The organism is Devosia sp. SD17-2, from assembly GCF_029201565.1.
Taxonomy (GTDB): domain Bacteria; phylum Pseudomonadota; class Alphaproteobacteria; order Rhizobiales; family Devosiaceae; genus Devosia.
Genome location: NZ_CP104002.1, coordinates 759,125 through 771,132 on the forward strand (window position 1 = coordinate 759,125; position 12,008 = coordinate 771,132).

Sequence of the window (12,008 nt, forward strand, 5' to 3'; positions counted from 1 at the left end):
GTCGCGCCATCATTTCTAGACGCGACTGCGCGTGCCGAGGTTGGTGACAACCAGCTGTCCCGCATAGGCTGCCAGTGCGGCCTTGGCGAGATCGCCTGGCACGAAGATGAGATTGCCGATGACGGCGTCGGTGAAGTTGAGCCCAGCCGCAATCGATAGCCAGGTAACGCCAAGTACGTGATTGATCACCACGCCGACCACGCCGGCAAGGAAGAGCCCTCCAATGAGCTTCCAGCCCTTGAGACCGCGCGCGACGACGCTATTGGCAACCCAGCCGGTGGCGAAGGCCTGGGGCAGGAAGCCAACGAGATAGCCGGCGGTGGGGCCGACGAAGACAGCAAGACCGCCGCGACCGCCTGAAAGCACCGGCAAGCCGATGGCAACCAGCGCCAGCAGCAGCAGCACCGACAGCGTGCCGCCGCGCGCGCCAAGCACAACGCCGGCCAGGATGACCCCCAGGCTTTGGACCTGGATAGCCACCGGGAAAAAGCCGACCATGATCGGCGGAATAAGCCCGAGCACGACGATGATCGCGGTGAAGAGGGCAATTAGCACTAGCGAACGAGTGGACACTGTCTTCAATCTCTTGCGGAGGGGTGGGAGCGGATATTGCGGGCGTCGATGGCGTTGGCGATTTCGTCGGCACTGAGGATGGTGCCGATGGCCATGGGGACGATGAGCGTGGCGAAGCGCCGTTTCAGGCCCCTGGCGCGGTGCGCATCCGAGACGGCCCGATAGCGGGCCTGGACTTCGGGAATAAAGCGGATCACGAGGCCGATGGCCAGCCCGATATCGCGGGCATTGGCAAGGCCAATGCGCTCAAGCGGTCGAGCGAGGTCGGCGATCGTCTCGATGAATTTTCCGACCGTCGTCGTTGCCGTGATGAGGGCCGCGAATAGGCTGAGTGTGCCGAGTCGCAACAGGGAGACGAGAGCCGCCTCGGGGCCGGTTGCGAAGAAGGTCCACGCCGCGACAATTGCAATGGTAAAGAGCAGTGTCCAAGCGCGCAGCCATTGCACCAGTGCTGATCGGCAGAGGCCCAGCGCGAGACCGAGCACCAGGGCGGCCAATGTCGCCAGGACCGGCAGCGCGGTGGTTGCAAACAGCGCGACGCTGAGAATGACAAGAGCGAGAAGCTTTGCCTTGGTCGGCAGGCGGTGGATCGGCCCGTCGCCTTTCTCGGACATGCCGATCATGCGGCGAGCGCCAGATAGCGGGAGATCGTCGTTTCGGCCGGGCCATCTTCGATCAGGCTGCCGTCATGAAACAGCAGCACGCGCTCGAAACCGGAGAGCAGGACGAGGTCGTGGGTGACGACGATGACGTTCTCGGGCAGCGCCGCGATCGTGCGTTCGACGAGATTGCGGTTCCTGAGGTCGAGCTGGTTGGTCGGCTCGTCGAGGATGACGATGTCGGGTTCGGTGATCAGCACAGAGGCCAGTGCGGCCAGCTGAACCTCGCCACCGGAAAGCTCATGGGCGCGGCGGTCGATGAGATGGCCGGCGTGCAAACGGTCGAGCACTGCTTCGACGGCCTGCTCCTCATCTGGCTTGGACAGACGGCGGGACTGGAGGCCCAGCGCGATGTCGTCGCGCACGAGCGGCAGGATAATCTGGTTGGATGGGTTCTGGAACACATAGCCGACGGCGGAGCGGGCTTTTACGGCGGCGGTGCGGGTGTCGTGGCCGTTGGTCAGCACGCGCCCCGACGACGGGGTGACGAGGCCATTGATCATCCGGACAAAAGTGCTCTTGCCCGACCCATTAAGGCCAATCACCCCGATGCGACGCTCGCTGAGCTCAAGCGTCAGGGGTTTCAGCGCCACATGGTCGGCGTAGGCCGCTCCGGCATTGTCAAACTGGATGTGCAAGCGCGGCCCCAAACGATCAACGCCCCCGTGTGCTCTGTGAGCGTGGCAAGGTCAAGGCTGAAAGCCGGGTGTTTCGTTCGCGTGCTGGTCGGCGACCCGAAAGGCCGTGGCGTGCCGGGTGATCAGCTTGGATCTGCGCGCATGAAGAGGCCGGGATAGTTGGTCACGATGCCTTTGTCGTCCACTTCCAGAATGGCCTCGAAGTCGGCGGACCGGAAGCGAAAGTGGGTGTCGTCGATCTTGGTATAGAGTTGCTCTGTGCGCTGGACGGCCATGGTCGTGGCGTCGATCCAGGCCATCGCGAAGCGAACGGGCTGATCGGCCCAATCAGTGCGCCAGATGGGCAGGGAATTGGTCAGCGGGGTCGCCAGATATCGACATCAAGGCACCCGCGCAGCGCATCGATGGGTTCGGCGCGGTCGTCGGACCAGCCGCCCGTGCCATCGGCAAAAAGTTCAAGGCTCTTGCCGTCGGCGCGCTCGATCTTGACGGTGCGAACATGGCCGCGCTCATCGAGTTTGAGCCGATAGAACAAGCCGAAATCGGGCCCGATAATGGCGCTGCGAATGCGCGTGTCGCGGCCGTTGGCGATGACGTGGCAATGCTCGATGCTGGCGGGGTCGAGGCCCTGCCAACGGATGGATTTGTTGAGCATCTCGAGGCCCCCCTCTGCTCATGGCGCAATTTGGCTGCGCCGTCATTGCCCGGCGTTTCCGGGCAATCCATCTTGCCGTGTGATGGACCACCCGGACAAGCCGGGTGGTGACGACGGCGCGAGAATTTTTGATCCATTCGCCACAAAAAAAAAGGCGCCCCGGAGGACGCCCTTTCAGATTTGATTTTCGACCTGCTCAGAGGGTCTTGCCGAGGGCGACGGCGGTGTCGCTCATGCGGTTCGAGAAGCCCCATTCATTGTCGTACCAGGACAGGATCGACACGAAATTGCCGCCGAGAACCTTGGTCTGATCAAGAGCCATGGTCGAGGAATGCGGGTCATGGTTGAAGTCGATCGAGACGTTCGGCACTTCGGTGTAGCCCAGGATGCCTTTGAGCTCGCCATCGGCGTACTTCTTGATCGCGGCGTTGATTTCTTCGGCGGTCACATCGCGGCTGGCGAGGAACTTGAGGTCGACGCAGGAGACGTTCGGGGTCGGCACGCGGACCGAGACGCCATCCAGCTTGCCCTTGAGCTCGGGCAGGACGAGGCCGATGGCCTTGGCTGCGCCGGTCGAGGTCGGGATCTGCGACAGTGCAGCAGCGCGGCCGCGATAGAGATCCTTGTGCATGGTGTCGAGCGTCGGCTGGTCACCGGTATAGGAATGGATGGTGGTCATCATTCCCTTTTCGATGCCGAATTCCTTGTGCAGCACATAGGCGACGGGCGCCAGGCAGTTGGTGGTGCACGAAGCGTTCGAGATCACCACGTCGTCCTTGGTCAGGCTCTGGTGGTTGATGCCGTAGACGATGGTCTTGTCCGCGCCGTCGCCGGGAGCCGAGATGATCACCTTCTTGGCACCGGCCTTGAGGTGAGCCGAGGCCTTTTCCTTACTGGTGAAGATGCCGGTGCATTCGAGCGCAATGTCCACGCCCATGGCGGCGTGCGGCAGGTTCGCCGGATCGCGCTCTGCGGTCACCTTGATCGGGCCACGGCCCACGTCGATGGTGTCGCCGGCAACAGTCACCTGATGCGGGAAACGGCCATGGACGCTATCGAAGCGCAGCAGGTGCGCATTGGTTTCGACCGGGCCCAGATCATTGATGGCCACGACTTCGATATCGGTGCGGCCGGACTCGATGATGGCGCGCAAGACATTGCGGCCGATGCGGCCAAAGCCATTGATGGCGACGCGGACTGCCATAGTAAACGCTCCTTTGGGGAGGATGGGAAAAGGGAGGCGGGGCTCTCTTACAACTGTGCGGTGACGGCTTCAACAACGGCCTTTGGCGTAATGCCAAAGTGTTGGTAGAGCGCATCAATCGGGCCAGAAGCACCGAAGGAGTTCATGCCCACGAAGCGACCCTTGTCGCCCAGGAGCTTGCCCCAGCCCATTTCGATGCCGGCTTCGACGGCGACCCGGGCACGGGCGGAACCGAGTACTTCGGCCTTGTAGGCGTCCGACTGCTTGGCGAAGAGCTCCATGGACGGCACCGAGACGACGCGGGCGGAGATGCCCTGCTCGTTGAGCAGCTTCTGGGCTTCAACGGCGATGGCGACTTCCGAACCGGTGGCGAAGATCACCGCCTGGGCATCGGCCGAGCCGACCAGCGTATAGGCGCCCTTGGCCGACTTGTTCTCGGCGGAAGCCTCGGTGCGCACGGCCGGCAGGTTCTGGCGGGACAGCGCCAGGATCGACGGCGACTTCTGGGTTTCCATGGCGAGCTGCCAGCACTCGGCAGTTTCCATCGCGTCAGCAGGACGGAAGACGAGAAGGTTCGGGATGGCGCGCAGGGCGGCCAGATGTTCCACCGGCTGGTGGGTCGGGCCGTCTTCGCCGAGACCGATGGAGTCGTGGGTCATCACATAGATGACGCGCTGTTCCATGAGGGCCGAGAGGCGGATGGCGGGGCGGGCATAGTCGGTGAAGACCATGAAGGTGCCGCCATAGGGGATGAGGCCGCCGTGCAGGGCAACGCCGTTCATCGCCGCGGCCATTTCATGCTCGCGGATGCCGTACATCATGTAGCGGCCGTCGCGGCTGTTGGCCTGGAAGGGCAGGGTCTCTGGCGTATTGGTGAGGTTCGAGCCGGTGAGGTCGGCGGAGCCGCCAAGGGTTTCGGGAACGACCTTGTTGATCACTTCCAGCGCCATCTGGCTGGACTTGCGGGTCGCGACCTTCGGCTTGTCTGCAGCCAGTTTTTCCTTATACGCGGCCATGGTGGCAGCGAATTCGGACGGCAGGGCACCGGACATGCGGCGGGTGAATTCGGCCTTCTTGTCAGACTGGGCGAGGCGGGCTTCCCACTCGCCTCGGACGTTCTGGCTGCGGGTGCCGGCAGCGCGCCAGGCGTCGAGGATGGCAGCGGGGACTTCAAAGGCGGGATAGGTGATGCCGAGCGCGGCCTTGGCGCCAGCCAGTTCTTCGGCGCCGAGCGGCGAGCCGTGGACCTTTTCGGTGCCAGCCTTCTTGGGCGCGCCGAAGCCGATGGTGGTCTTGGCGGCGATGAGGGTCGGCTTGTCGGTCGAGGCCTTGGCTTCGATCAGGGCCTTTTCGATGGCGTCCTGGTCATGGCCGTCGATCTCGATAGTGTTCCAGCCGACGGCCTTGAAGCGCGCGATCTGGTCGGTCGAGTCGGAGTTGGACACCTTGCCGTCGATGGTGATGTCGTTGTTGTCCCAGATCACGATCAGCTTGTTGAGCTTGAGGTGACCGGCAAGGGAGATGGCTTCCTGGGAGATGCCTTCCATCAGGCACCCGTCACCAGCGAGCACATAGGTATGGTGATCGACGAGGTCGGAGCCGAACTCTGCAGCGAGCTTGGCTTCGGCAACGGCAAAGCCAACCGAATTGGCAAGGCCCTGGCCGAGCGGGCCAGTGGTGGTTTCGATGCCGGTGGCGTGGCCGAATTCGGGGTGACCAGCGGTCTTGGCACCGAGCTGGCGGAAATTCTTGACCTGGTCGATGGTCATGTCCTCATAGCCCAGAAGATAGAGCGAGGAATAGAGCAGCATCGAGCCGTGGCCGGCCGAGAGGATGAAGCGATCGCGATCGGCCCAATGGGGATTGGCGGGGTCGAACTTCATCACCTTGGTGAAGAGGACGGTCGCGATATCCGCACAACCCATGGGCAGACCCGGATGCCCGGAATTAGCCTTTTCGACCGCATCCATGGATAGCGACCGGATTGCATTGGCCAAATCGTTCTGCTGGGTTGTGTTTGTCATCGGCAAGCCGCTTTCTTTCATTAAAGAAGGCTGGAGAAACTGGGAAGAAGAGGCCTCCAGACCTCCTCCCAAAGGCGCGGTTGAGGCATAACAGGTTCGGCCCTTGTGTCAATGTCAACGGCCGGTTTCACGTAGCCTGCAGGCCCAAATTTCGGGGGTTTGGCGGGTGGAGCAGTTGCAAAGCCGGGTCGGCTGGGGCAGGGTCGGGTCAATGCGTATTGAGGATGGTTGCCGCCATGAGTGAGATGGATGCGGAAAACGGTCTGGTCGCAGCATCAGCCCGCTTCGACCGGGCGATGGAGCGCATGGAGCAAAGCCTGCGCGATCTCACTGCCCGCATGCAGAGATTGAACCGTATCGAGGTGGATACGCAGCGCCTCGTACACGAGCGTTCGCGCCTTGCCACCGAGCTCGACAAGACGTCGGCCCGCGCCAAGCGTCTCGACGACGGTGCCCACGAAGTGGCCCGGCGACTGGTCGTTGCCATGGAAACAGTGCGCGAAGTTCTGGCCAAGGCGGAGTAGGCGATGCCCGAGGTAAATGTCGAGATCAATGGTCGCCGCTATCGCATGGCCTGCGAGGAGGGCCAGCAGAAGCATCTGATCGCGCTGGCGGAGCGTTTCAACACCCAGGTCGAAGCGCTCAAGGGCGCCGTCGGCGAAATCGGTGATACACGCCTCACCGTCATGGCCGGCATTGCCGTGGTCGATGAACTGGCCGAGGCCGAAAAGAAGATCGCCCGGCTCGAGGCGGAAGTGGCCGAGCTGACCCAGGCCGGCCACGAGATCGCCGACGAACTCGAGCGGACCGAGCAGACTTTTGCTGCAAAGCTCGAAGATGCCACCCGTGTTCTGGAAACGGTCGCCAGCACGCTGGATGCCACGGCACCGCTGCCGAGCTGAGACGGTCGTCCCGCCACAAACGTGCGTTATGTAAACTCTCTGCGAAAAAGCTGCATGCGCTGTTTGCAGCGGCGCTTCGAAGCGCCTATATCTGTGTCGCTGCCCGGCGCGTGAGGACTTCATATTCCTGGGGCCTTAATCGATCTTGAGGGAGCTGTCCCTGACCGGGCCCGTGGGCTCGGACATACGGCGCCCACCTACGTAAGTAGGTTCCCGGGATCGCACGTCCCACGGCCAGGGTGGCCCCTATTTCTCTGGTGAGCAAAGTCGAGGGCTGGAAACCGGCATGGCGGATGAGGCGATGGACGCGGCAAAAGCCGCATTGCGCAGGGATGCGCATGCACGGCGTGCCGCCATTCCGCCCGATACCCGCAGCGAACATGCCGCCTCGATCGCCGCGCTGTTCTTCCGGCATATTGATTATGGTCCCGGCGATATCATCGCTGGCTATTGGCGCATTCGCGACGAGACCGACTGCAAGCCCATCCTCATTCGCCTGATGGACAGTGGACAAAAGGTCGTCCTGCCGGTCGTGGCGGGCGACGACGCGCCGCTCGATCTGCGCGTCTGGGAAGCCGATGCCCCGCTCTATGAGGCCGGTTTCGGGACTCTGGCGCCGTCCGATCTGGCGCCGCGCGCCGTTCCCGACCTAATTCTGGTCCCGCTCCTCGGCTTTGACGGCAAGGGTACGCGGCTCGGCTATGGCGGCGGCTATTACGACCGCACCATCGCTGCGCTCGAGAAAAAACCACGCCTCGTGGGGCTGGCTTATGCGGCCCAGGAATTTGACGAAATACCGCGCGAGGCGCATGACGTGCCGCTGGATGCAGTTGTAACAGAAGAGGGCGTCCGGTTCTTCGGCGCGACGGAATGAGACTATTGTTTTTGGGTGATGTGGTGGGTCGGTCTGGTCGCGACGCGGTCAGCGAGCGCCTGCCGGGGCTGATCGCACGCCACGGTTTCGACTTCGTCGTGGTCAACGGCGAGAATGCCAGCCATGGCAAGGGTCTTATCGAACCCCATTACCGTCTGTTGCGCGATGCCGGCGCCGATATCGTCACCCTGGGTGACCACGCTTTCGACCAGCGCGAGACGCTGAGCTTTATCGAGCGCGAGGGCACGCTGATCCGGCCGATCAACATGGTGGCTGGTACGCCCGGGCGGGGCGCCATGATGGTCGAGGGCCGCAATGGTCATCGCGTGCTGGTGATCAACGCCCTCGGGCGCGTGTTCATGCCGCCGATCGACGATCCTTTCCGCGCTGTCGAAGCTGCCATCGCCGCCTGCCCGTTGGGCGAGGTGGCCGACGCCATCATCGTTGACTTCCACACCGAGGCGACCTCGGAGATCCAGGCCATGGGCTTCTTCCTCGATGGCAAGGCCACGCTGGTGGTGGGCACGCATACCCATATCCCGACTTCGGATCATCGCATCCTGCGCAATGGCACGGCGCTGATGGCCGATGCCGGCATGTGCGGCGACTTCGACAGCATTATCGGGGTCGAGGCCGACGAGCCGCTCAACCGCTTCCTCACCGGCATTCCCAATGGCCGCTTCACGCCGGCCGACGGGGAGGCGACGCTTTGCGGTGTGGCCGTCGAGACCGATCCGCGGACCGGTCTTGCGATCAAGGTGATGCCGGTTCGTATCGGCGGAACGCTGGCCCAGGCAGAGCCGAATTTTTAGGCCCTGCGGCCAGATGCCTTTTTTCGACTGACATTGTTTGCGCACATTTGCAGGATCGTTATGGTCTCGCCTCGGGCCGGGGGGCGGATGATGGAGATAATGACTAAGATCAGTCGAACGGGGGGAGTGTTGCTGGCCTTGATCATGGTCCAGTCACTCGCAGCACAGGAAGATGTCCTCGTCCTTCCGGTTGAGCGGGCCACGGTGAGCGTCGATTCTGCGACCGGTGATCCTCTGCTCCTCATCTGGCTGTCACGCCAAGGGCGCGATGGCTTCACCGATTTTTCCAACGAGCATATCGGCAGCCGGGTTGACGTGATGGTCGATGGGGAGGTTCTGACCTCGCCCTTCATCCAGTCACCCATCCAGTCCGAGCTGTTGATGATCTCGGGGGGCTTTACCCAGGAAGAGGCCGAGATTCTGGCCAAAAAACTGACGGCAGAGGATGGGGGCATCGGCGTACGCCCCTTTGCGCCCTAGTTTTTCTGCGCGGGGAGAAGCGTCCCCCGCTTCACAATTGGCGCATGTTTGCATATAAGGCCCCACCTATTCCCACAGTCATAGAGTTCGGGGTGACCGATGGCCGGCCATTCACACGCCAAGAATATCATGCACCGCAAGGGCAAGTCGGACGCGATCCGGTCCAAGATCTTCTCCAAGCTTGCTCGCGAAATTACCGTGGCAGCGAAGATGGGCCAACCGGACCCGGCCTTTAATCCACGCCTTCGCCTCGCGATCACCAATGCGCGCGCCCAGTCCATGCCCAAGGACAATATCGAACGCGCGGTGAAGAAAGCTTCCGGCGGCGATGCCGAGAATTATGATGAAATCCGCTATGAGGGCTATGGTCCGGGTGGCGTGGCCGTCATCGTCGAGGCGCTGACCGACAACCGCAATCGCACCGCCTCGAACGTGCGCTCCTACTTCTCCAAGAACGGTGGCGCCCTGGGTGAAACCGGCTCGGTCGGCTTCATGTTCGATCGCGTTGGCGAGATCACCTATCCGGCCGCTGTCGGTTCGGAAGACAAGGTCATGGAAGCCGCCATCGAGGCCGGCGCCGATGATGTCGAGAGCGATGAGGAAGGCCACTACATCTACACCAGCTTCGAAGGCATGGCCGAAGTCTCGGCCGCCCTCGAGAAGGTGCTGGGCGAGGCCGAGTCGGTGAAGGCGATCTGGAAGCCGCAGACCTCCACCATGATCGACGCCGACAAGGGCGCGACGCTGATGAAGCTTATCAATACGCTCGAAGAAGACGATGACGTGCAGAACGTCTACGCCAATTTCGAGTTGAGCGACGAAGACGCGGCCAAGCTGGCATCCTGATCGCTTCGGCACGAAGCGTTCGCGACACTAAAAAAGCCCCCGCCGTGTGCGGGGGCTTTTTGTTGGCATGACCGCTGTGACCGGATCAGGCACGCTTGCGCAGATCGATCGCCGGCTCGTCAGTGGTGTACTGGATATTGGCGCAGTTCCGGCCGGCGCGCTTGGCGCCATAGAGCCGCTGGTCGGCGATGCGGAACAGTTCGGCAAAACTTGAGGGCTGGTCGAATACCGCGCCACCAATGCTGACTGCAAGGCGATGATTGCGGCCGTCCGGAGCAAACTTGGAATGGTTGACCGAACGTCGAATGGCCTCCGCCATGGCTTCGGCCCCTGATTTGTCGACGCCGGGCATGAAGACTGCAAATTCCTCGCCGCCCATGCGGCCCACCAGATCGCCAGCGCGCAGCACGCCGCGGATCGCCCGGGCGATGATCATCAGCGCCTCGTCGCCATTGTCATGGCCGAAGAGGTCGTTGATTACCTTGAAATTGTCGGCATCGATCATCAGCAGGGCGCCGGAATCGCGGCCTTCGCTGAGCTGGGTCTCGACCTTGGCGGTGAAGGCGCCGCGGTTGAGGCAGGCAGTGAGCCCATCGGTGCGCGCCACAAGGCCGAGCCGGCGATTGGTGATGGCGAGGCCGCGCAGCCGGATGCCGAGATAGAGGAACAGCGGCACGGCCATCAGGATCGGCAGCACGGTCGAGCTGATGAGCGCGCGTTGCAGTGCCTCCGGAGCCAGGTCATGAAACATCACGGCGTTGAAGACGATGGCCACGAGAATGCAAGCCAGCGTGCCGAAAATCGTCCAGCGCGCGACGCTCGACCAACCGTGAGCAGAGTTTACCATCCGTGGGGACAGATGCATCGACGACACCTTTTTCGAACTGCGGGAAAGCAATAGTCGGTCATTGCTGGCCATGCTGCGGCGAACCGTCGGCCGCGGCACGTCTTCCCTATTCGTTATCGGTGCCGTTGCTGCGGCAGATGGCGCAAGCCAGGCAACGGTATCGTTTCCATATAGCGTCCGATGACGTCATGATGATTCTTGCCCCCTGAGTTCCCGAGCCGAAAGGTAGACCCGCTTCCTGAACACCGCGTTCTCAAACAGTGGACAATTTTATCTATCCCGTGAATTGGTCATACCAGCGTGTTGCCAATTTGTTCACATTGGCCTTGGTAGTGTCGGGGAAGCTGCTAGAAGGAACGACATGAGAAAACCCGTGCGAATCATCGGCATTGATCCGGGCCTGCGCAAATGCGGCTGGGGCATAATCGATGCGCTGGACAACCGGCTGAGTTTTGTTGCTGCCGGCACGGTGACGCCGCCGACTGACGGTACCCTTGCCGAGCGCCTCGTGGTGCTGGCGGCTGGGATCGCGGCGGTCCTCGCGCAGCATCACCCCGATGAAGCGGCGGTGGAGGAGACCTTCGTCAACGCGGGCCCGCGTTCGGCGCTGATCCTGGGGCAGGCGCGCGGCGTGGTGCTGGTGACGCCGGCCCAGCACGGTCTGGACGTGGCCGAATACGCCACCAATCTCGTCAAGAAGTCGGTCGTCGGCACCGGTCACGCTGAAAAGAACCAGGTGGAATTGATGGTGCGCACGCTGCTGCCCACTGCAAGTTTCAAGGGCGCCGACGCGGCTGACGCGCTGGCTGTCGCCATCTGCCATGCTCATCACCGGGTATCGGCACTAAGAACGAGGGCATTGGCGTGATTGGCAAGCTCAAGGGGCTGGTTGACTCATTCGGGGACGACTGGGTGCTGATCGATTGCGGCGGCGTCTGCTACGAGGTGCATTGCTCGGGCCGCACGCTGCAATCCCTGCCCAAGGTGGGCGAGGCCGCGGTGGTCTTTATCGAGACCATCGTCCGCGAGGATCTGATCAAGCTCTATGGCTTTTCCAGCCAGGCTGAAAAATCCTGGTTCCTGTTGCTGACCAGCGTCCAGGGGGTTGGCGCGAAAGTGGCGCTGGCGATCCTCTCGACGCTGAGTGCCTCCGAACTCTCAAGCGCCATCGCGCTACAGGACAAGGCGATGATCGGCCGGGCCAATGGGGTCGGGCCCAAGCTGGCCGTGCGTATTGTCACCGAACTCAAGGGCAAGGTGCCCGATGTCGGGGCGATTGATGCGGGCACGCTGGGGCTGCAGGCGGCACTCGGCGAAGGCGTGGCACGATCCAACGTCGCCGACGCCGTTTCTGCGCTGACAAATCTCGGCTATTCGAGCGCCCAGGCGTCCGGGGCTCTGGCTCGTATTGTCGCCAGGGAAGGCGAGGATACGGCGACCGAAAAGCTGATCCGTCTGGGCCTGCGCGAGCTCAGCCAATAGCGCCCATTGAAT

At 62.5% G+C, this 12,008-nt stretch carries 14 protein-coding genes, 1 other RNA gene and 1 pseudogene; 9 read left to right on the forward strand and 7 right to left on the reverse strand.

Annotated features, from left to right (window positions below):
- Positions 1 to 15: 15 nt before the first annotated feature.
- The 6 genes and pseudogenes from NYQ88_RS03815 to tkt all read right to left on the reverse strand — a co-directional run bounded on the left by NYQ88_RS03815 (position 16) and on the right by tkt (position 5,753).
- Complete coding sequence (locus tag NYQ88_RS03815; protein WP_275653650.1) at positions 16 to 573, reverse strand: biotin transporter BioY; 558 nt, start codon at positions 571 to 573, stop codon at positions 16 to 18.
- A 5-nt stretch (positions 574 to 578) separates the two neighbouring features.
- Positions 579 to 1,187 carry an energy-coupling factor transporter transmembrane component T gene (locus NYQ88_RS03820; protein ID WP_275653651.1) on the reverse strand — a complete coding sequence of 203 codons (609 nt, stop codon included), beginning with the start codon at positions 1,185 to 1,187 and terminating at the stop codon, positions 579 to 581.
- Positions 1,188 to 1,192: 5 nt separating this feature from the next.
- On the reverse strand, positions 1,193 to 1,870 hold the full coding sequence (locus NYQ88_RS03825) for an ABC transporter ATP-binding protein (protein WP_275653652.1): 678 nt from the start codon (positions 1,868 to 1,870) through the stop codon (positions 1,193 to 1,195).
- Between the two features lie 122 nt (positions 1,871 to 1,992).
- Positions 1,993 to 2,525 (reverse strand): annotated as a pseudogene (locus tag NYQ88_RS03830) (putative glycolipid-binding domain-containing protein).
- Between the two features lie 196 nt (positions 2,526 to 2,721).
- On the reverse strand, positions 2,722 to 3,729 hold the full coding sequence (gene gap / locus NYQ88_RS03835) for a type I glyceraldehyde-3-phosphate dehydrogenase (RefSeq protein WP_275653653.1): 1,008 nt from the start codon (positions 3,727 to 3,729) through the stop codon (positions 2,722 to 2,724).
- Between the two features lie 47 nt (positions 3,730 to 3,776).
- Positions 3,777 to 5,753, reverse strand: coding sequence for a transketolase (gene tkt / locus NYQ88_RS03840; protein WP_275653654.1), 1,977 nt, complete (start codon positions 5,751 to 5,753; stop codon positions 3,777 to 3,779).
- Positions 5,754 to 5,989: 236 nt separating this feature from the next.
- Between tkt and NYQ88_RS03845 the strand changes: the two genes are divergently transcribed.
- The 7 genes from NYQ88_RS03845 to NYQ88_RS03875 all read left to right on the forward strand — a co-directional run bounded on the left by NYQ88_RS03845 (position 5,990) and on the right by NYQ88_RS03875 (position 9,667).
- Positions 5,990 to 6,277, forward strand: coding sequence for a DUF4164 family protein (locus NYQ88_RS03845; RefSeq protein ID WP_275653655.1), 288 nt, complete (start codon positions 5,990 to 5,992; stop codon positions 6,275 to 6,277).
- Positions 6,278 to 6,280: 3 nt separating this feature from the next.
- On the forward strand, positions 6,281 to 6,655 hold the full coding sequence (gene zapA / locus NYQ88_RS03850) for a cell division protein ZapA (protein WP_275653656.1): 375 nt from the start codon (positions 6,281 to 6,283) through the stop codon (positions 6,653 to 6,655).
- A gap of 93 nt (positions 6,656 to 6,748) precedes the next feature.
- Positions 6,749 to 6,905, forward strand: a non-coding RNA gene (gene ssrS, locus NYQ88_RS03855) — 6S RNA.
- A 36-nt stretch (positions 6,906 to 6,941) separates the two neighbouring features.
- Positions 6,942 to 7,529, forward strand: a complete 588-nt coding sequence (locus NYQ88_RS03860) for a 5-formyltetrahydrofolate cyclo-ligase (protein ID WP_275653657.1) — start codon at positions 6,942 to 6,944, stop codon at positions 7,527 to 7,529.
- Positions 7,526 to 8,341: a TIGR00282 family metallophosphoesterase gene (locus NYQ88_RS03865; RefSeq protein WP_275653658.1), complete on the forward strand. Its 816-nt coding sequence runs from the start codon at positions 7,526 to 7,528 to the stop codon at positions 8,339 to 8,341. Before NYQ88_RS03860 ends, NYQ88_RS03865 begins: the two co-directional genes overlap by 4 nt.
- A gap of 99 nt (positions 8,342 to 8,440) precedes the next feature.
- The gene (locus NYQ88_RS03870) at positions 8,441 to 8,821 is read left to right on the forward strand and encodes a hypothetical protein (RefSeq protein ID WP_275653659.1); all 381 of its coding nucleotides are present in this window, start codon (positions 8,441 to 8,443) and stop codon (positions 8,819 to 8,821) included.
- A gap of 99 nt (positions 8,822 to 8,920) precedes the next feature.
- The gene (locus NYQ88_RS03875) at positions 8,921 to 9,667 is read left to right on the forward strand and encodes a YebC/PmpR family DNA-binding transcriptional regulator (RefSeq protein WP_275653660.1); all 747 of its coding nucleotides are present in this window, start codon (positions 8,921 to 8,923) and stop codon (positions 9,665 to 9,667) included.
- Positions 9,668 to 9,752: 85 nt separating this feature from the next.
- On the opposite strand, the gene NYQ88_RS03880 is transcribed toward NYQ88_RS03875, so the two are convergent.
- Positions 9,753 to 10,532, reverse strand: a complete 780-nt coding sequence (locus NYQ88_RS03880) for a GGDEF domain-containing protein (RefSeq protein ID WP_275653661.1) — start codon at positions 10,530 to 10,532, stop codon at positions 9,753 to 9,755.
- A 343-nt stretch (positions 10,533 to 10,875) separates the two neighbouring features.
- Here NYQ88_RS03880 and ruvC point away from each other — a divergent pair, with 343 nt between their 5' ends.
- Positions 10,876 to 11,382: a crossover junction endodeoxyribonuclease RuvC gene (gene ruvC, locus NYQ88_RS03885; RefSeq protein WP_275653662.1), complete on the forward strand. Its 507-nt coding sequence runs from the start codon at positions 10,876 to 10,878 to the stop codon at positions 11,380 to 11,382.
- The gene (ruvA, locus tag NYQ88_RS03890) at positions 11,379 to 11,996 is read left to right on the forward strand and encodes a Holliday junction branch migration protein RuvA (RefSeq protein ID WP_275653663.1); all 618 of its coding nucleotides are present in this window, start codon (positions 11,379 to 11,381) and stop codon (positions 11,994 to 11,996) included. The genes ruvC and ruvA overlap by 4 nt, the downstream gene beginning before the upstream one ends.
- The last annotated feature ends 12 nt before the right edge of the window (positions 11,997 to 12,008 follow it).

Excerpts from the sequence above, each read along its gene's own strand:
- NYQ88_RS03875 (WP_275653660.1), top strand. The coding sequence starts at position 8,921 with ATGGCCGGCCATTCACACGCCAAGAATATCATGCACCGCAAGGGCAAG.
- NYQ88_RS03820 (WP_275653651.1), bottom strand. The coding sequence starts at position 1,187 with ATGTCCGAGAAAGGCGACGGGCCGATCCACCGCCTGCCGACCAAGGCA.
- gap (WP_275653653.1), bottom strand. The coding sequence starts at position 3,729 with ATGGCAGTCCGCGTCGCCATCAATGGCTTTGGCCGCATCGGCCGCAAT.
- tkt (WP_275653654.1), bottom strand. The coding sequence starts at position 5,753 with ATGACAAACACAACCCAGCAGAACGATTTGGCCAATGCAATCCGGTCG.
- NYQ88_RS03880 (WP_275653661.1), bottom strand. The coding sequence starts at position 10,532 with ATGCATCTGTCCCCACGGATGGTAAACTCTGCTCACGGTTGGTCGAGC.
- NYQ88_RS03860 (WP_275653657.1), top strand. The coding sequence starts at position 6,942 with ATGGCGGATGAGGCGATGGACGCGGCAAAAGCCGCATTGCGCAGGGAT.
- ruvC (WP_275653662.1), top strand. The coding sequence starts at position 10,876 with ATGAGAAAACCCGTGCGAATCATCGGCATTGATCCGGGCCTGCGCAAA.
- NYQ88_RS03870 (WP_275653659.1), top strand. The coding sequence starts at position 8,441 with ATGACTAAGATCAGTCGAACGGGGGGAGTGTTGCTGGCCTTGATCATG.
- zapA (WP_275653656.1), top strand. The coding sequence starts at position 6,281 with ATGCCCGAGGTAAATGTCGAGATCAATGGTCGCCGCTATCGCATGGCC.
- NYQ88_RS03845 (WP_275653655.1), top strand. The coding sequence starts at position 5,990 with ATGAGTGAGATGGATGCGGAAAACGGTCTGGTCGCAGCATCAGCCCGC.
- NYQ88_RS03865 (WP_275653658.1), top strand. The coding sequence starts at position 7,526 with ATGAGACTATTGTTTTTGGGTGATGTGGTGGGTCGGTCTGGTCGCGAC.